Source organism: Pseudoalteromonas sp. CF6-2, from assembly GCF_021729425.1.
Classification (GTDB): Bacteria; Pseudomonadota; Gammaproteobacteria; order Enterobacterales; family Alteromonadaceae; genus Pseudoalteromonas; species Pseudoalteromonas arabiensis.
On the sequence record NZ_CP091442.1, the window covers coordinates 449,382 to 466,810 of the forward strand.

Below are 17,429 nucleotides of genomic sequence, written 5' to 3' on the forward strand. Positions count from 1 at the left end.
TATGTCGGGTCAGGTTTTAGCATTACAAATGTGTTCTGGTATCAATGCAGAACAAAATATGGCGTCTTTGAGGCTGTCATTACAGCAGTTACCTAAAACGCGTCCTTTACTGGTTTGCCTACCCGAAGCTTTTTTGATCTTTAGTAAAAGTAGCCAAGCGAGTTATCAATTAGGGCTTAAAATTGATGGTTACAAAGCACAACTTGCACAGCTGTGTAAGCAACATGATATTTGGCTAGCTGCTGGTACCGTGCCTGTTTCGCAAGATAATGGAAAATACTTAGCTGCCTCATTTTTATTTAATAGCCAAGGTGATGTAGTCGCGCAGTACAATAAAATTCACCTATTTGATGTCGATGTTGCGGACTCCACCCAATGTTATCGTGAGTCAGATGCGACACAAGCGGGTAGCGATATTGTCGTGGTTGACTCACCCTTTGGTAAAATTGGTTTAGCAGTATGTTATGATCTGCGCTTTAGTGGTTTGTTTAGTGCTATGCAGCGACAGGGTGCTGAGCTAATTTTAGTTCCTAGTGCTTTTACTGTTGTTACCGGTGCTGCTCATTGGCATCACTTATTAGCTGCCAGAGCAATTGAAACACAGTCTTATGTAGTTGCAGCTGCGCAGTGGGGAGATCATGAAAATGGTCGGCAAACATATGGCCACAGCATTATAATTTCGCCATGGGGAGATACGCTCAGTGAGCTTCCAAGTGGCACAGGGTTTATCAGTCATGAACTTGATTTAAACCAATTGAATAAGATACGCCAAGACATGCCTGTGCAGTCTCAGCAACGATTTAGAGAGCATTTATTATGAACACGGTTGAACAGCATTTATTACAAGACAGCCAGCTAACACGAGAAGAACTCGAAAAAACGCTCGCCTTTATTCACCAACATCAAGTGGACTACGCCGACTTGTATTTTCAATCAAGTCATCATGAATCGTGGGTACTTGAAGATGGCCTTGTGAAAGAGGGATCATATAATGTTGAGCGTGGGGTTGGTGTTCGTGCTGTCAGTGGTGAAAAAACAGGGTTTTCATACTCAGATGCAATCAACTTAGAAGCGTTAAATAAAGCGGCGACTGCTGCGCGTAGTATTGCAGATGCAGGTGAAAATAAAACAGTTCAAGTGTTTAGTGATGTTGCTGCAAAACAACAATATGCACCGCATCAACCTATTCAAAGCATGAGTGATAGCGATAAAGTAAACTTATTACGTGAGCTTGAAAACTATATTCGTGAATTAGCGCCTGATGCAGAGCAAGTGATTAGCTCAATGTCGGCGGTGTATGAAGAAGTACTTATTGCAGCCAGCGATGGCACATTTGCAACCGATATTCGCCCGCTTATTCGTTTAAACTGCTCAGTATTACTTGAAAAGAACGGTCGCCGTGAACGCGGTGGTGCTGGTGGCGGCGCGCGTTTAGATTATGGCTATTTTAAAGAATTAGTTGACGGTAAGCCTCGTTGGATGGGATACGCTGAAGAAGCGGTTCGCCAAGCAAAAGTAAACTTAGAAGCAATTGATGCCCCTGCCGGCAGTATGGAAGTCGTACTAGGTGCAGGCTGGCCAGGTGTGTTACTACACGAAGCGGTAGGTCATGGCCTTGAGGGGGACTTTAACCGTAAAGGCGCATCAGCGTTTAGCGGTAAAGTAGGTGAAAAGGTAGCATCTGAGCTGTGTACAGTCGTGGATGATGGCACCATTGCTGACCGCCGTGGTTCATTGAACGTAGATGACGAAGGGACTCCTGCAGCCTATAACGTACTTATTGAAAACGGTATTTTAAAAGGCTACATGCAAGATAAGCTTAATGCGCGTTTGATGGGCGTAAACCCTACTGGTAATGCGCGCCGCGAATCTTATGCTCACTTACCTATGCCACGTATGACCAACACGTATATGTTAGGTGGCGAACATAGCCAAGCAGATATTATCAGCTCTGTGAAAAAAGGCATTTTTGCGCCGAACTTTGGTGGCGGCCAAGTCGATATTACCTCGGGTAAATTTGTGTTCAGCGCATCGGAAGCCTATTTAATTGAAAATGGTAAAATCACTCAACCGATTAAGGGTGCTACATTAATTGGTAACGGCCCTGAAGTGATGCAGCAAATTTCAATGGTGGGTAATGACCTAGCGCTCGATAAAGGCGTAGGAGTGTGTGGTAAAGACGGCCAAAGTGTACCGGTAGGCGTTGGTCAGCCAAGCCTTAAAATTGACAACTTAACTGTTGGTGGTACGGCATAAAAACTTAACTTAACGTGTGTTTACGCTAGTACGTAAACACACTGCAATCCCTTATTCTTGAGTTTCTATCAATAATCTTCCCTTTTTATAATTTGTGACCTAAAATAGGTACCTCGCTTATTTTATATCGGTTAGGTCACAGTGTTTCATCGGTTCATTTATTTATGTGTATTCTTGTTGTTGCTATCTGGGTGCAGCAGTTTGTCGCACGAAGAGTGTATGCAAGCTAGTTGGCAAGAATTGGGCTATGACCATGGTGTTCAGGGGTATAGCTATGATCAGGGTAAAGACATTGTCTTTGCATGTAGAGAGTTTGGTATCACGCCTCAGTTAGAAGAGTATAAGAAAAGCTATCAACAAGGACTTGCTGTGTTTTGTGTACCTGAACATGGCTTTACCCTCGGTATTCAAGGACAAGCTTACAATGGCGTATGCAATGATGAGCACTTTAGAAGAGCATGGGAAGAGGGGAACGATCGCTATCAAATTGAAGCAAGAAAAGCAGAAATAGATCAAAGAATAGACACCATAAATTGGCAGCTTCAATCTATTTCGAATGAATTGAGCAATAAAAATAACTCAAGCGAAAAACGTAAAGAGTTGAGATATCGACGGACACAGCTAGAAAGAGAGCGTAAAGATTTAAGAAGAGAAAGGTCACTTTTACCTTTACTCGACAAGCTTCCCTCATTTCATTTTAGATATGAACTGTAATTAATTTAAGAGGATACTATGAAAAAAATATCAGTTTTAATGGCTTTTTTAATGCTTGCCGGTTGTGCCTCAGAATCAAATTTGCAAGACCATGAACAACGCGCTTTACTCGACCATCACTGTTTGGGCGGCGAAGTTGAAGCAAATTATAACTATACATTTTTTAGCACAGATGCTGATGAAATGAATAAAAGCACGGTGGACACAGTGTGTCACCCAGTGAAAACCCAATCTGAACTTGAAAAAGATATAAGAACAGGTGGTTATAACTGATCTATCAATAAAGCCTGCTGCTGCAGGCTTTATCTAGCCTATAAGTAAATAGTTTAAACAGTACTAAGCATCCAGATACCCGCCGCAATCATAAATAAGTTTTCGCTCAGAGAAATAAAACCGAGCGGCACATTACTATCTCCACCTACACAGGCACACTTAAGTTCTCGTTTATCAATGTATACAGCTTTAAACACAGATATAGCTCCAATGCTACCAATAAACAGCGAAAATGGCGCAACAGCTAAGGCGGGTAATTCAGCCACCATACCAATGGCAACATACGCCTCAATAAACGGGTAAATATAGGCATAGGGCACAACACGCATGGCGAGTAAATCATAAGTAATAAATGAATTTGAAAAACTGTATAAGTCTTGCAGTTTTTGAATAGCGAGCACTGCCATTGTCAGCGCAACAAATAGCATTATGTTCTGCATCGACAGTAAAGCAGTGCCATTTGCATAACTAAAACCACAACTCAGTAGCATGGTCACTGCGAAAATGGCTAACACGGGCGTGTAAGTTGTGCCTTGTTGCCCTGCTTCTGGCAGATTAAAAAAGTCGCGTAAATCATCGTAACCACCAATGCGCTTATTATCGATAAAGGTTTGCGGGGTGGTTTTTACATCATGCTGCTGTTTAAATTTATCGGTTTGCTCACGGTTTGTTAAATGACGGTCATCAACATCGTAACCATGACGTTCTAGTAAATCTTTTGATTTTAAACCGAATGGGCAAATATGCTCATCGGTCACCATGCGATATAAAATTGCAGACTTAGACACAGTGCCTCCTTGTAAAAAATGCCTTGTTTCTTCGTAATAATTGCTTAATTACACAGTAAACAAGGGCAAATTGTTGCTATAACTGGTTACTTTATTAACAGTTACAAGGTTTGTGCCAGCACTGTTTATTGCTTAGTTATGGTTAAAACGGCATTCATCACAGGGTCAACACCCGCAAAGTAATCTGTTGCAGATAGTGAAATAGGCAGATCGGGTGCTAACCAAATTCGATGATCTTCCGCACGGCTTTGCTGGTGGAACTGACTCGAAATAAGCCCTGTTTGTTTACTGTAAGGTAAGTTAAACCAGCCCGCTTCACCTACCACATTCGGACGGGTGCCTGATGGTTCACCTACAAAAATTGTTGGCACTATATTGGCAATCTTAACCGCTACATCATGGCCTGCCGAAAACGTATTACGGCCAATTAATATAAATAACTTACCTTGTGGTTTTAATACTTTAAAAAATGCGGCTGTTGCCACCAAAGGAGGGGTAAGCGAGCCATTACCACCACTATTATGGCGAAGGTCCAGCACCATATGTTCAATGTCATCGTGTTTTATTTGTGTTTGTAGTTGCGTGGCAAATTCAGCAAGTGTGAGATCTTTGCTATTACGCACATCATTGAATTGCACATACAGTAATTTATTTGTTTTTATTTGTTCGCTCCAAAATGGCGTGTTGTTTTTCGCTAAGTAACGAAGCGTAGGGTGTTCAGCAAGTTTTGGTAATTTAGGAAAGCCTGCAAATTGCATCGATTTTAGCGCTGGCGTAACAGTGGTGACAGCCCCTTTCGGTGAGCTGAGCGTGAGTGTTACCTTATTGCCCTTGCTAATACCAAGCCCGTTTAGTACATCAAGCAAACTTAAATAATATGGGCCTAACCAAAGGGTTTGCATTTCATTATCGCGAGCATTAACACGTTTGGTTAACTCAAGGGCTTGCTCGGCTGGTGTATCGGCTAGTGCTTCAACTTTATAGCCAATATATTGCTGATAATCGCTACTGGCTTTGGTGATGTATAAGCCATCACTAAATTGATAAAACTGAAATGGTAATTGCTGAAAGTTGCCTTTTTCACCCCATGCAGGGATCAATAGATTATGACCATTTCCAAGTAGTGCTATTAGCTCCATAAACTGAAAAACAATTTGCTGATCAGTCAGGTTAGGAATCGCTTTATCAATGTCTGTTACTTTTTCTGAAAACTGTTGTGGGCTCATGTTTTGATACATTGCCACGTGTAAACGGTTAATCTCCGCGACTAAAAACGCTAAATCGGCGCGCCATTTTTGATCGCGATTGAGTTCAGTACCGAGGTTATTACCCGCTAGAGATTTAAAGCTGGCTGATTGCGCAAAACGCTCAAAGTGAGGATTAGTGCCTGATTTAAATAAGCTGGTGCCTGCAAGTGTTGGTCGGTCATCCCACCTTGCAGAAAGTGCTTTTTTAAGCCAATATTCGGCTTGTTGTTGGTTATTAAGCTCAGCATACGCCTCTGCAATTTTCACCATTAAATCGTTAGGGTTACTAGCGCCATTAGCAATGCCTTTTAAGCTAGTCCCAATTGCAAGTGCGCGTTGCAAAGCATTGCTGGCATTTAGATAGTCGGCCAATTGAAAGTAACTGAGGCCAAGTAAATACCAAGTATCACCATCATGTTGATATTCATTAATGAGCTTTTTTGTGAGTTTATTCACCAGAGCCCAGTTTTGTTGTTTAGCAAATTCTATTGCCGCTGTTTTCGATTGAAAGTAAGCGATTGGGTCGCTTGCACCAACGCGACTTGGTTGCACTTTTAAGGCTTGATTCGTCACTTCTAAAGAATGATTAGTTGCTAAAGAAAAACTCGAATAGTTCATTAAAAGGATAAATGTTAGTAGTAAAAAATAGGACTTGTACATCTGGAGTCTCAAAGCTGTTTTTTTGTTTAAATTAGCGTTTTGGCTGTAAAAAAGCGTCCTAAAACAGGATTTAGGACGTTTTTTGTCTGTTTTATGAGCAGGTTTTTAGTGTTTGCTTCTTAAATTGACTCGGCGTTAATCCCGTTTCTTTTTTAAACACCGCATTAAAAGTCGATTTAGAATTAAAGCCAGCTTGAAATGCCAGTTCTATCAGGCTGAGTTTTTGAGATGAGTCTTGCTCTATTTCGCGTTTAACATCATTCACTCTATGCTGGTTGATGTACTCACAAAAGTTGTTCCCCGTTGTGCTGTTAATAGCCCAAGATATTTCTTTACTACCGAGCCCAGTTTTATTTGCTAAGTCGTTTAATGACAACCTAGGTTGTCGATAAAGCGATTCATTAATAATCAAGCTATCAATGGTTGAGAAAATTTGCTGCGCAAGTTGCTCGTCAGACGAATCAGTTTGTTCAGCTTCGGGTTCTTCAGGCAATGTGACTGGCTCGAATTGAAAGCTACTTTTGATGGTGTGAAACAACAAAAAGCTAAACATTAGCAGTAACAGTATTTCGTTTAATAAATACCAGTGCATCTTTAAATCGAGCGGCGTGATTGGTTGCACATTCATACGCAGCAAATCGAATACGACAATAATGGCAAAAATAAATAATGCTTTGATCAGCCACTTTAATTTAAGGCTCTCAGCATCTGAGCGAGCATGCATAAGTTGTTTGTGATAGCGCTTTAAAATGCCATAAGCAAAGTAGAAATAACCAAGTTGACTAAGTGAACCAAGTAAAATGATCGCTTGTGTGTAGTGGGTAAAGGCCAAGGAAATAGCCGCAGGAATTAAGTGAACCGCGTAGTGTGATGTTTTAAAGGGTTGCTTACCTGTAATCGACAAGGTAAAAAAGTAAATCATAGGCCCATACAGTAATGTAAATGCTGGGGTGATTAAGTAATCAGAAAACTCTAACCCTTCTAACAGATTAAAGGCGCATACACAGCCTTGAAATGCAAACAACAGCACCAAGGAACGACTTTGTTTTTGGCTATTAATTAATAATGCACCAAATAACATTTGAAACAGAAAGATACTCTGTACAAGGTGTACAGGGAATAAAGTGATTGATTGCAAAGTAGTTTACGTTTTTATTATTTTGACTGAGTTTAACAACTCACCCTCACTTTGTAATCATAGGCATAAAAAACTTGTGGCAGCATCATAAGTTTTTTGTTTCAATAATAAATACAAGTTGCTTTTTGTTTAACCATTTTCTTATTACTTGATGTGATTGCTAGTTACAAGAATCTGACAAGTGGTAGATGAAGCCTTTTTTATCTAGTTGGATAAATAACTTTTTAACAAGGAGTTAGATAGTTTGAAGAATATATTTTTGTGTGTACTTTTAGTGAGCACATTTGTCGTTTCTGGATGCAGTAGTATGTCGCTGGCATCAATGTATAAAATGATGAGTTTCGACCCTTTAGAAGTTGAGCCAAGCGAGGTAGTTGTTGCTGTTCAAGTTCCTGTAGGAATTGTTATTAATAATAACGATGTAGTAATTAAATTTAACGTAAAAGCTGATGATCCTAACTATAGTTTTGAGCATGAATACTTTGTCAATGTGAATGAAAAATATGAATTACCTGATGAGTTAAAACAAAAAAACAAGGTGAATAGTAACATTTTTATTTTACAGTTGAATAAAAATGACGCACTAGAAATGCGGCATGATCAGGATGTAGTAAAAGATTATAAAAAGAATAGTATCACGGGTACTATTAATATGAGTGTGAACGTCAACTCAGCATGTAAAAACAGCGACTTTTCATCTGAAAATAGTGAGTTAAATGTCTATTTGAAACTTAATAATAGGGATGATTTTTTTGCATTTATGGAAGATGTAAACGTGTTCGAGTTGGAAAGGAATGAGAGCGGTTATTATAAACCTATTTCATTTTGTTCGTAGGTGTATTTGGCTCAATTCTATAAGCTCCACTTCTATGAAAAATCGTGAGTTTTATTAAAACCTTGTGACAGCACCACAAGGTTTTAATATTGACTCGCAACGCGAGTTTATCTCATAGTAACAAACTCTTCAGACCCAGTTGGGTGAATCGCTACAACAGCATCAAAGTCTGCTTTGGTTGCGCCCATCTTCATGGCAACAGCAAAGCCTTGAATCATTTCATCTACGGTAAAACCAATGCCGTGTAAGCCAACAACTTTTTCGTTATCACCTGCACATACTAGCATCATGTTGCATGCTTGGCGGTGTTGTGTAACCGCGGTATACATTGCTGCAAAGCTTGATTTATAAACTTTAACGTTTTCTTCGCCATATTGCGAAATCGCTTCTTGCTCCGTTAAACCAATTGTACCGATTGGTGGGTGACTAAATACCACGGTAGGCACTAGCTCGTAGTCCATCTTTAAATCATCAGGTAATTCTTTATTGAATAAACGCTCAGATAAAATACGGCCTGCTTTAACGGCTACAGGTGTAAGTTCGATACCGTTTTCGATGATATCACCCACTGCATAGACGTTCTTAGCAGTGGTGTTTTGGAATTCGTCTACTTTTACATAACCACCTTCATTGACTTCAACTCCCGCAGCTGCAAGATTGATCTTATCAGTTGTTGGTGTACGGCCAATGGCCCAAATTACTTCATCAACGTTTTGGCTGTGGCCATTTTCAAAATGAATCGTTAAGCTGCCATCGCTTTCTTTAACGACTTCTTTCGGCGTGCAATCTGTATGAAGAGTTGGGCCTTCTTTTGCCATAATATCGACTAGGGTATCAACGATGTATGGGTCAAAAGTACGCAGCGGTTTGTTTTTACGAACAAACAAGTGGGTTTCTGTGCCAAGGCTGTGGAGTACGCCTGCGATTTCAACGGCAATATAACCCGCACCAATAACAGCTACACGTTTTGGCTGTTCGTTTAATTCAAAGAAGCCGTTTGAGTCAATACCAAGCTCAGCACCTGGGATATTAGGAATAGTAGGGCGGCCACCTACGGCAACAAGAATATGGTCAGCAGTGTATAGTTCACCATTAACTTCAACCGTTTTGCTATCAACAAATTTAGCAAAGCCATTGATTACAGTAACGCCATTGCTTGATAAATACTTATTGTAACCTTGGTGAATACGGCCTATGTACGCTTCGCGACTTTCTACTAATTTAGCCCAGCTAAAGCTTTTTAACTCAACATCAAAGCCATAATCAGGTGCGTAAGCATTAATAGCTTCAGCCACTTGTGCACCATGCCACATCACTTTTTTAGGAACGCAGCCCACGTTTACACACGTGCCGCCCATGTGTTTTGCTTCAATAAGTGCCACTTTTGCGCCACGCATTGCTGCTCTGTTAGCAGAAGCGATACCGCCGCTACCGCCACCAATTGCAATGTAATCAAAATGCTGAGCCATAGTTTGTCCTCAAAAATAGATAACTTTTCTTTAATTAATCGATAATAGCATAATAAAGACCAAGGTTAAGCCCCTTGTATTTCATCAATTTGCCCCAACCTCAGAATCATCTTCGCATTAAAAATTGAGAACGAAAATGACAATTGCAGAAAATAATCCACTTATTGGTTTAGAAGGGCTTCCGCCGTTTTCTAAGATTGAACCAGCGCATGTGGTGCCAGCATTAAAAGCGGCAATTAAAGAGTGTCGTTTAACTATCGATAAGGTCTTGGCAGCTAAGTCATATACGTGGAATGATTTGGTGCTTCCACTTGAAGAAGCTGACGATAAGCTATCACGACTATTTTCACCGGTATCTCATATGAACTCAGTCGTGAACAGCGATGAGCTACGAGAAGCTTATGAGCAATGTTTGCCGTTGTTATCGGAGTACTCAACGTTTGTGGGTCAGCATCAAGGTTTATACGATGCTTATAACGCTCTACACAACAGCGATGAATTTAAAGCACTTACCACCGCACAGCAAAAAACGATTACTAATGCGTTACGTGACTTTGAGTTATCAGGTATTGCGCTAAAACCAGAGCAACAAAAGCGTTATGGTGAAATTAGTGCGCGTTTATCAGAGCTTTCATCTAAGTTTGGTAACAATGTAATGGATGCCACACTTGCTTGGCAAAAGCATATTACTGATGAAAGCGAGCTTGCTGGTTTGCCTGAATCTGCATTAGCTCTGGGTGCTGATACGGCAAAAAGTAAAGATCTAGATGGTTGGGTATTCACGTTAGATTTTCCATCTTATTTACCTATCATGACTTACGCAGATAACCGCGAATTACGTGAAGAAACATATACCGCGTTTGTTACTCGTGCGTCGGATCAAGGTCCGAATGCGGGTGAGTTTGATAACTCTGCCATTATGAGCGAAGAACTTGCGCTTCGTCATGAGCTTGCGCAATTACTTGGTTTTAACAGTTATGCAGATATGTCATTGGCAACAAAAATGGCAGAATCACCTGCTCAGGTATTTTCATTCTTAGAAGATTTAGCAGCTAAGTCTAAGCCACAAGCCGAGCAAGAGCTGGCTGAGCTAACGGCTTATGCAAAAGATAAACACGGTGTGACGGAGCTTGCCGCGTGGGATTACGCTTATTACGCAGAAAAGCTTAAGCAAGAGAAATACGCGATTTCTGATGAAGTACTGCGCCCTTATTTCCCTGCAAATAAAGTATTAAATGGCTTATTTACCACAGTAAATCGCTTATTTGGTATTAACGTTAAAGAAGTGAGTGACTTTGATACTTACCATCCTGACGTACGTTTCTTTGAGATTTACGACAGTAGCAACACGCTACGAGGCCGTTTCTATTTAGATTTATATGCACGAGACCGCAAGCGTGGTGGCGCATGGATGGACGATTGCATGGGTCGTAAAGTACGTGCTAACGGCGAGCTACAAACACCCGTTGCTTACTTGGTGTGTAACTTTAATAAAGCGGTGGGTGATAAACCTGCACTGTTTACTCATAACGAAGTAACCACCTTATTCCATGAGTTTGGTCATGGTATCCATCATATGTTAACTCAAGTTGATGCAGCGCCAGTGGCGGGTATTAACGGTGTTGCATGGGATGCGGTTGAATTACCAAGCCAGTTCTTAGAAAACTGGTGTTATGAAGAAGAAGCGCTTAACTTCATCTCGGGTCACTATGAAACAGATGAACCACTACCAAAAGAACTGCTTGATAAATTGCTTGCGGCGAAGAACTTCCAATCAGGTATGCATATGCTGCGTCAGCTAGAGTTTTCGTTGTTTGATTTTACGATTCATCATGACTACAAAGCAGGTGAGCCTTGTAATATTCAAGCTACATTTGATGATGTGCGTAGTAAAACAGCGGTTGTTAAGGTTCCAGAATTTTACCGTTTTCAGCATGGCTTTAGCCATATTTTTGCTGGTGGCTATAGTGCAGGCTATTACTCGTATAAATGGGCAGAGGTTCTTTCGGCTGACGCATTTTCTAAATTTGAGGAAGAAGGGATCTTTAATCAAGAGACAGGGCAGGCCTTCCTTAACAATATTTTAGAAAAAGGAGGCAGCGAGGAACCTATGGAACTATTCAAGAAGTTCCGAGGCCGTGAGCCACAAGTTGATGCACTGCTTAGGCACAGCGGAATTGCAGCCTAAATAGTAAGTATTATTGGAAAGCGCCGAAAGGCGCTTTTTTTATTAATAAACCTTAGCAAAATCAACCCTGCGTACTATGCTTTTTAAAAAGCTATTTACAGGATAAAAGCATGTCGAAACTGGTGTTAGCCATAGATGATGACAAATACGTACATCATGTAATTGAAGAGTCACTTTCTGGCTTTTGCACATTGATCCATGCTAAAAATGGCGATGAAGGGTTAAGACAAGCAATTAAATATAATCCAGACATTATTTTACTAGATGTTGAAATGCCCGGAAAAACAGGGTTTGAAGTATGCAGTGAATTAAAAGCTAACTCTCAAACTAAAGATATACCCGTGATGTTTCTATCTGGGAAAAAGGAACTTCCTGACCGTGTTAAGGGTTACAATTCAGGGGCTTCTGACTATATTGTTAAACCCTTTAATGCTGAAGAGTTAATGGCACGTATCCGTGTTTTGTATGAATACCGACAGCATTCTAAAAAGCTAAAAAGCGATGTGGAGCGCGCGCAAATAACCGCTGAAATCGCCATGACAGACTCGGGTGATATGGGGCGTATTATGCGCTATGTGGGTCAAAGTTATCATGCACATGATATCCAATCGCTGTCAGAATACATGTTTGAGTTTTTTAACCCAATGGATCTCGATGTAGTGCTCGCTTTTTGGTATCAAGATATCGGGATTTTTTGTGGTGCAGAGGGGGCTGTTTGCCCACTAGAGCGTGAGTTACTCGAAAAACATCGCGATGCTAACCGGTTTGTCGATTTTGGCCATCGTACCATTATTAACTACCCCAAAGTGTCCATGTTAATTAAAAACATGCCACTTGATGATGCTCAGTTGTATGGCCGATATAAAGACTTGTTTCCGCATATTCTTGAAGTGACCAATGCGAAGGTTCAAGATATGGAAGTCAATGAGCGAGCACTCACACAGGCTAAACAAATCGGTAATGCATTTAGCGAGCTGTCGGAGCAAATGTATCAACACAGTTACTCGCGAGAACGGGCTGTCGAAAAGTTTGCTGTGCAACTGAGTGAACTGAATAAGTCAGTTGAACAAAGTAAGTTACTAAATAGCGATGAAATCGTTTTTCATTTACAGCACTTACAACAAACCCAGTTACTTTTTGCTTCGCTGAATGATGATCTTGAAGCGATTAAGTTTCAGTTGCTCCACATTATTGAATCGCGTAGTGAGCTATTGGGTCATTTACAAAAAATGGCAGAGCCTAGCCACACAGAAGATGTGACATCACAAACGGATATCGAGCTATTTTAAGCCATGATATACTCATGGCCATTAGTATAGCTCGGAGTTTTACGTGGTAATTCATTGTCCCTTTAAAGAAATGCGTCCTTATTTAGATGCTATAGAGCAGCGCTTTGGTTTAACTGAATGGGCGAACAGTAATGACGGCTTTTCATTGCATTATGATGAGCAAGGTCTGAGCTTAAAAAAGAAAGATGAGCCTAAACTAGGGGCTATCCACGTCGACTTTGTCACAGGAGCGGCGGCGCACCGCCGTAAATTCGGTGGTGGTAAAGGCCAAGCAATTGCCAAAGCTGTAGGGTTAAATAAAGGAGCCACACCCGTTGTCCTTGATGCCACAGCAGGACTTGGGCGTGATGGTTTTGTGCTGGCGTCACTCGGTTGTAAAGTTATTTTGCATGAGCGTCATCCTGTGGTAGCTGCACTATTATTTGATGGCCTTGAACGCGCCTACGGTGATGCTGAAATTGGCGCATGGATGAAAGAAAATATGAGCTTAGTATTCGGTTCGAGCCATACTCTACTTGCTCAGTGTAACGATATACCAGATGTCGTGTACTTGGATCCGATGTTTCCTCATCGTGAAAAATCAGCTTTAGTTAAAAAAGAAATGCGAGTATTCCAAGCGCTTGTTGGCGCTGATAGCGATGCAGATGATCTTTTAGATTTTGCCTATCCGCTGGCGAGTAAGCGAGTCGTGGTAAAGCGGCCTGACTACGCGCCATTTTTAAATGCTGAAACACCCAGCATGCAGATCAAAACTAAAAAGAACCGCTTTGATGTATATGTGAAAGCTGCAATGACCTAACCTACCCTTTTGTACTATTTTTGATTAATAGTTTCTGGATATTAGGTTGGGTTACATCAAATTGTCATAAAAGGTTAATATTCTACACGCGTAATGACTTAGGGGATTATAGTTTATGCGCGTGTCATCATTTACTCGGTTATTGGCCGTTTTACTCACACTTGCTAGTATCTTGTTAGCGGCGACCTTATTTTGGGCAAGCCAAACTCTATTAAGTTTAGAACAACAAAATAACGCTTATAATAAACTCAAAAATACCCTAGTTATTGATTTAAAAAGCCACCTCGATGACTATTTAGAGCAAGGTGATAGTCAATACCTTAATTTATCATCGGCACTGATTGCTGAGGTCATAAAGCAAGACTTAGCGCATCTTCCTCAAGATTTAAATTCACACTTATCAACTCAACTCTCAGCATTAGATAAAGATATCAATGGTAAATACCGTGCTCTAGGTAAGTTATCGGGTAACGAAATGGCTTTATTGGACAACTCGCTCAGGCAAATGGCAGGCTCTGCCTCCTCGCTAATAGGCTATGCTCGTAAAGCAAAGCCGCAAACAGATTTAGCGCTTGAATATTACCAACTGGGTGCCGACTATTACAACGAAGTGACATCACTTGCTTTATACACCTACAAGCTGGTTTTAAGCTTTGATCAAGACACCAAAGCAAGCCTCAATCAAAGCGTAGAAAATTTAAATGCATTAGCAAGCAAAATTGATGCGCTTGATAACCTAGGAGTGATGAGTGAAGTCGACGAAGATGCTTTATTTTTTGGTGAAGAAGCCGAGGACTTAGCCGGGGATATTAAATCGGAGTTAATAAGTTGGCCTAAGCGTTTCCCTCGTGATTTAGCCTCAACGCTAGAGCAAGCTGAGCAGCGTCAAACGGGTATGCAAGCACTGCGTGAACAAATTGCGGCCTTATCGGCAACGGTGCTTGGGGCTGAGCAAAAACTGAAAGACGAACAAAGCCAGCTTAAACAGCACGTATTTATTGTATTTTGTATTGCGATTGGCATGTTAGTGGTACTTGCAGGCGGTGTTTATTTTGTACAGCGTAATCAAGTTTTAAACCCGCTGCGTCAGTTACGAGATGGCTTTGCATTCTTAATTGAAAGTAATGAGCTTAAAAATATTGAAAGCAAAAATCCAAAAACTGAAATAGGGGAGATAGCTCATTATTTTAATCAGTTAATTGAGCGTCAACGAATTGAAGCGGAAGAGCGTGCGCAAATGCTCAAAGTGATTAATGACTTTATGTTAGAAATGAGTGAACACTTACTTACTATTGCTCAAAAGACCGATGCTAGCCACACTCAAGTTGAGCAAAATCAAGGGCTACTAAGCGATATTCAACATATTGGTGAACAAGTTAACACCATTAATAGTCAAGTGGCTGACAACGCAAAACAGACATTTGGTGCCATGGAGCAAAGCTTAGGTTTTGCTGAGAGTATGCTAACAGCAAGCTCACATACTGAGCAGCGTGTTGAGCAAGGGTTAAATAGCTTAAAAGAGCTATTAAAGGGCGTGGATGATGTTGGTCAAGTTATTGAAGTAATTAAAAATATTGCTGAGCAAACTAACTTGCTAGCATTAAATGCCGCTATAGAATCGGCTCGTGCAGGGGAGCATGGCCGAGGTTTTGCGGTTGTAGCTGACGAAGTGCGCAAACTTGCTAGACAAACCCAAGGCTCACTTGATGATATTAACAGTCAGCTTAATCGCCTAAGTGAAAACTCATCAATGGTATCGACACAAATAAGTGCCCTTGCTAACGATGCAGAGTTACAAACACAAAATGCCCAAGAGCTAAAACGTAACTCTGAAGGCGTTGCTGATAATGCACAAGATGCTAACAAGGTCGCGTTTGATGCGATGGAGCTAGCTAAACAGCAAAATGCATTACTCGAAAACTTTAGTCAGTCTATGCAAAGCATGAAAGGCCAAGTGAGTGAATCGAACGTGCTAGTAAGTGATATTCAGCAGCGTTTGCAGCAACAAATGCAGACAATTAAAACCAGCTTAGGATTATAAGTGTTTCAAGTGGACTGAAAAGCACAAAAAATAGCGAGAGTTGCTGCTCTTTCTAATGGGGAATGTATTATTTAACTTCTTTAAACCAAGTGCGGGGTGAGCGCACTTGGTTTTGACGGTATAATCTTTACCCTATCTTTTGCTGCGTGGAACATCACTGGATTGATACATTGATATTTGATGATTATCTGGATCTGCGATTTCTGCTGACCAGCCACCTGGTGCATGGCTTACAGGGGTGACAATAGTTACTCCCTTTGTTGCGAGTGTTTCGACTACGTCATCAATCCCACCATCAGCTAACTCAAAAACAATAATGGGTGTGTTTCCGGGCTTTGACTCCTGCTTAAAAAAGAGTAGTTCGATGTCATTTGCTGTTTTAGCAAGCAGCCAACCCTCTCCATCTTCTTCCATTCTTTGAATGTTTATTCCGAGCGTATCACGGTAAAACGCTTCTGTTTTATCTAGATCGCTAATGTAATAACAAATTGCGCCAATTTTACTTTTATCAAGCATGGTTCTTTTCCTGTTTTTTAATAGATATCACCTTATGTTGCCGTGCAAGGTGGTTTTGTGAGGTCATCATAAAAAGATGTCCATCAGGGTCATGGCTTGCGAGTGTCGCTTCATCACGGCATGGCGCATTAAGAAGTGCTTTACGTATTTGCCCAAACGGCAAATCTTCAGCTAAACCTTCAAGTTCAAGTACTTGTTTTGCACCGGTTTGTCGCCAGCGGCGTTTAATCTCAGCTATCCGTTGCCTTAGAGCTGCGTCTGATACTCGCAGCAGCCAGATGATTTCTTTTTTACAATGCCCTGTTAAAACTAAAAGTGTTGTTGTTTTTAGGCTAGGCGGTAATGAATCGATAAAATAGGTTGCTGTTTCGTCGTTGTATGTGTGTGTATTGTTCGTATTGGTGAAAGTTACTTCACGCTTTTTTCTTCTTGCGGCAGAACGCGCATTAAATACAGATTGATTACGCAGTACACCCATAAGCCAGCGACGGTTTTTTATACATGTTAGATCTGAGCGTTTAGCCTCAACGGCAACAAGAAGAGCCGTTTGCAGTAAGTCTTCAGCCTCTTCTTTATGTAATGTCACCTTATGAGCATAGCGTAAAAGGTTTGCGTAATAATTTTTATTATTCATAGCGCTTAGTGATTATAAGTAGAGTTAGCAATTGATATATAGTTTAATTAAACCTTACTCTTTCATACTGCTAATGTATATTTTCTTTCAAGGAATCACGATGATCGAACAAGGCCAAACTTTACCTACTGCAACCCTTAGCGAATTAACCAGCGAAGGCATGCAAACGTTAGACACAGAAGCATTATTTGCTGGTAAAAAAGTAGTGCTATTTGCTGTGCCAGGGGCATTTACGCCTACCTGTTCAAACGCTCACTTACCTGAGTTTGTTACACTGGCTGATAAAATTACCGCCAAAGGCGTTGATGCGATTTACTGCGTCTCAGTGAATGATGCATTTGTAATGAAAGCATGGGGTGAGGCACATAATGCTGAGCATATTCGTATGTTAGCCGATGGTGATGCTAGTTTTACCAAGGCGCTTGGTTTAGATAAGGACACTGCTAGCTTTGGTGGTGTGCGTTCAAAACGTTATGCAATGATCGTCGACGACCAAACTGTAACAGGCTTGTTTGTTGAGCAGGATAAAGAATTTACAGTAAGCCGTGCAGAGGCCGTTTTAGCTAAATTATAAAACTAAAA

At 40.8% G+C, this 17,429-nt stretch carries 16 protein-coding genes; 10 read left to right on the forward strand and 6 right to left on the reverse strand.

Annotation, left to right across the window (positions count from 1 at the left end):
• Window position 1: 1 nt before the first annotated feature.
• The 4 genes from L3Q70_RS02130 (at window position 2) to L3Q70_RS02145 (ending at window position 3,243) form a co-directional block, all read left to right on the forward strand.
• Entirely contained in the window at window positions 2-820 is an 819-nt protein-coding gene (locus L3Q70_RS02130; RefSeq protein WP_237114777.1) for a carbon-nitrogen hydrolase family protein, read from the forward strand.
• On the forward strand, window positions 817-2,256 hold the full coding sequence (tldD, locus tag L3Q70_RS02135; protein WP_062567324.1) for a metalloprotease TldD: 1,440 nt from the start codon (window positions 817-819) through the stop codon (window positions 2,254-2,256). The genes L3Q70_RS02130 and tldD overlap by 4 nt, the downstream gene beginning before the upstream one ends.
• A gap of 219 nt (window positions 2,257-2,475) precedes the next feature.
• Window positions 2,476-2,970, forward strand: a complete 495-nt coding sequence (locus tag L3Q70_RS02140) for a DUF2799 domain-containing protein (protein WP_228074393.1) — start codon at window positions 2,476-2,478, stop codon at window positions 2,968-2,970.
• 18 nt (window positions 2,971-2,988) lie between these two features.
• On the forward strand, window positions 2,989-3,243 hold the full coding sequence (locus tag L3Q70_RS02145; RefSeq protein ID WP_228074395.1) for a hypothetical protein: 255 nt from the start codon (window positions 2,989-2,991) through the stop codon (window positions 3,241-3,243).
• A 53-nt stretch (window positions 3,244-3,296) separates the two neighbouring features.
• Here L3Q70_RS02145 and L3Q70_RS02150 read toward each other — a convergent pair whose 3' ends face one another.
• The 3 genes from L3Q70_RS02150 to L3Q70_RS02160 form a co-directional block, all read right to left on the reverse strand.
• Window positions 3,297-4,031: a glutaredoxin family protein gene (locus tag L3Q70_RS02150; protein ID WP_237114778.1), complete on the reverse strand. Its 735-nt coding sequence runs from the start codon at window positions 4,029-4,031 to the stop codon at window positions 3,297-3,299.
• 125 nt (window positions 4,032-4,156) lie between these two features.
• Complete coding sequence (locus L3Q70_RS02155) at window positions 4,157-5,938, reverse strand: hypothetical protein (protein ID WP_237114779.1); 1,782 nt, start codon at window positions 5,936-5,938, stop codon at window positions 4,157-4,159.
• 91 nt (window positions 5,939-6,029) lie between these two features.
• Window positions 6,030-7,076 carry a helix-turn-helix domain-containing protein gene (locus tag L3Q70_RS02160; RefSeq protein ID WP_237114780.1) on the reverse strand — a complete coding sequence of 349 codons (1,047 nt, stop codon included), beginning with the start codon at window positions 7,074-7,076 and terminating at the stop codon, window positions 6,030-6,032.
• A 244-nt stretch (window positions 7,077-7,320) separates the two neighbouring features.
• Here L3Q70_RS02160 and L3Q70_RS02165 point away from each other — a divergent pair, with 244 nt between their 5' ends.
• A complete protein-coding gene (locus tag L3Q70_RS02165) occupies window positions 7,321-7,911 on the forward strand; it encodes a hypothetical protein (RefSeq protein ID WP_157066149.1) in 591 nt (196 codons plus the stop codon).
• A 107-nt stretch (window positions 7,912-8,018) separates the two neighbouring features.
• On the opposite strand, the gene gorA is transcribed toward L3Q70_RS02165, so the two are convergent.
• Window positions 8,019-9,380, reverse strand: coding sequence for a glutathione-disulfide reductase (gene gorA, locus L3Q70_RS02170; RefSeq protein WP_062567330.1), 1,362 nt, complete (start codon window positions 9,378-9,380; stop codon window positions 8,019-8,021).
• A gap of 136 nt (window positions 9,381-9,516) precedes the next feature.
• Between gorA and prlC the strand changes: the two genes are divergently transcribed.
• The 4 genes from prlC to L3Q70_RS02190 all read left to right on the forward strand — a co-directional run bounded on the left by prlC (window position 9,517) and on the right by L3Q70_RS02190 (window position 15,697).
• Window positions 9,517-11,568 (forward strand): oligopeptidase A, encoded by a 2,052-nt coding sequence (gene prlC, locus L3Q70_RS02175; RefSeq protein WP_062567331.1) that lies wholly within the window; start codon window positions 9,517-9,519, stop codon window positions 11,566-11,568.
• Between the two features lie 110 nt (window positions 11,569-11,678).
• Window positions 11,679-12,857 (forward strand): response regulator, encoded by a 1,179-nt coding sequence (locus L3Q70_RS02180; protein ID WP_237114781.1) that lies wholly within the window; start codon window positions 11,679-11,681, stop codon window positions 12,855-12,857.
• Window positions 12,858-12,900: 43 nt separating this feature from the next.
• Window positions 12,901-13,656: a class I SAM-dependent methyltransferase gene (locus L3Q70_RS02185; protein WP_062567333.1), complete on the forward strand. Its 756-nt coding sequence runs from the start codon at window positions 12,901-12,903 to the stop codon at window positions 13,654-13,656.
• A 115-nt stretch (window positions 13,657-13,771) separates the two neighbouring features.
• Window positions 13,772-15,697: a methyl-accepting chemotaxis protein gene (locus tag L3Q70_RS02190; RefSeq protein ID WP_237114782.1), complete on the forward strand. Its 1,926-nt coding sequence runs from the start codon at window positions 13,772-13,774 to the stop codon at window positions 15,695-15,697.
• Between the two features lie 132 nt (window positions 15,698-15,829).
• Here L3Q70_RS02190 and L3Q70_RS02195 read toward each other — a convergent pair whose 3' ends face one another.
• Together L3Q70_RS02195 and L3Q70_RS02200 are read right to left on the reverse strand one after the other, a co-directional pair.
• Window positions 15,830-16,213 (reverse strand): VOC family protein, encoded by a 384-nt coding sequence (locus L3Q70_RS02195; protein ID WP_193988276.1) that lies wholly within the window; start codon window positions 16,211-16,213, stop codon window positions 15,830-15,832.
• Window positions 16,206-16,847: a hypothetical protein gene (locus tag L3Q70_RS02200; RefSeq protein ID WP_237114783.1), complete on the reverse strand. Its 642-nt coding sequence runs from the start codon at window positions 16,845-16,847 to the stop codon at window positions 16,206-16,208. Before L3Q70_RS02200 ends, L3Q70_RS02195 begins: the two co-directional genes overlap by 8 nt.
• A gap of 100 nt (window positions 16,848-16,947) precedes the next feature.
• Between L3Q70_RS02200 and L3Q70_RS02205 the strand changes: the two genes are divergently transcribed.
• Window positions 16,948-17,421 carry a peroxiredoxin gene (locus tag L3Q70_RS02205; protein WP_062567337.1) on the forward strand — a complete coding sequence of 158 codons (474 nt, stop codon included), beginning with the start codon at window positions 16,948-16,950 and terminating at the stop codon, window positions 17,419-17,421.
• Window positions 17,422-17,429 lie beyond the last annotated feature (8 nt).

Excerpts from the sequence above, each read along its gene's own strand:
- L3Q70_RS02130 (WP_237114777.1), top strand. The coding sequence starts at position 2 with ATGTCGGGTCAGGTTTTAGCATTACAAATGTGTTCTGGTATCAATGCA.
- tldD (WP_062567324.1), top strand. The coding sequence starts at position 817 with ATGAACACGGTTGAACAGCATTTATTACAAGACAGCCAGCTAACACGA.
- L3Q70_RS02140 (WP_228074393.1), top strand. The coding sequence starts at position 2,476 with ATGCAAGCTAGTTGGCAAGAATTGGGCTATGACCATGGTGTTCAGGGG.
- L3Q70_RS02145 (WP_228074395.1), top strand. The coding sequence starts at position 2,989 with ATGAAAAAAATATCAGTTTTAATGGCTTTTTTAATGCTTGCCGGTTGT.
- L3Q70_RS02155 (WP_237114779.1), bottom strand. The coding sequence starts at position 5,938 with ATGTACAAGTCCTATTTTTTACTACTAACATTTATCCTTTTAATGAAC.
- gorA (WP_062567330.1), bottom strand. The coding sequence starts at position 9,380 with ATGGCTCAGCATTTTGATTACATTGCAATTGGTGGCGGTAGCGGCGGT.
- prlC (WP_062567331.1), top strand. The coding sequence starts at position 9,517 with ATGACAATTGCAGAAAATAATCCACTTATTGGTTTAGAAGGGCTTCCG.
- L3Q70_RS02180 (WP_237114781.1), top strand. The coding sequence starts at position 11,679 with ATGTCGAAACTGGTGTTAGCCATAGATGATGACAAATACGTACATCAT.
- L3Q70_RS02190 (WP_237114782.1), top strand. The coding sequence starts at position 13,772 with ATGCGCGTGTCATCATTTACTCGGTTATTGGCCGTTTTACTCACACTT.
- L3Q70_RS02195 (WP_193988276.1), bottom strand. The coding sequence starts at position 16,213 with ATGCTTGATAAAAGTAAAATTGGCGCAATTTGTTATTACATTAGCGAT.
- L3Q70_RS02200 (WP_237114783.1), bottom strand. The coding sequence starts at position 16,847 with ATGAATAATAAAAATTATTACGCAAACCTTTTACGCTATGCTCATAAG.
- L3Q70_RS02205 (WP_062567337.1), top strand. The coding sequence starts at position 16,948 with ATGATCGAACAAGGCCAAACTTTACCTACTGCAACCCTTAGCGAATTA.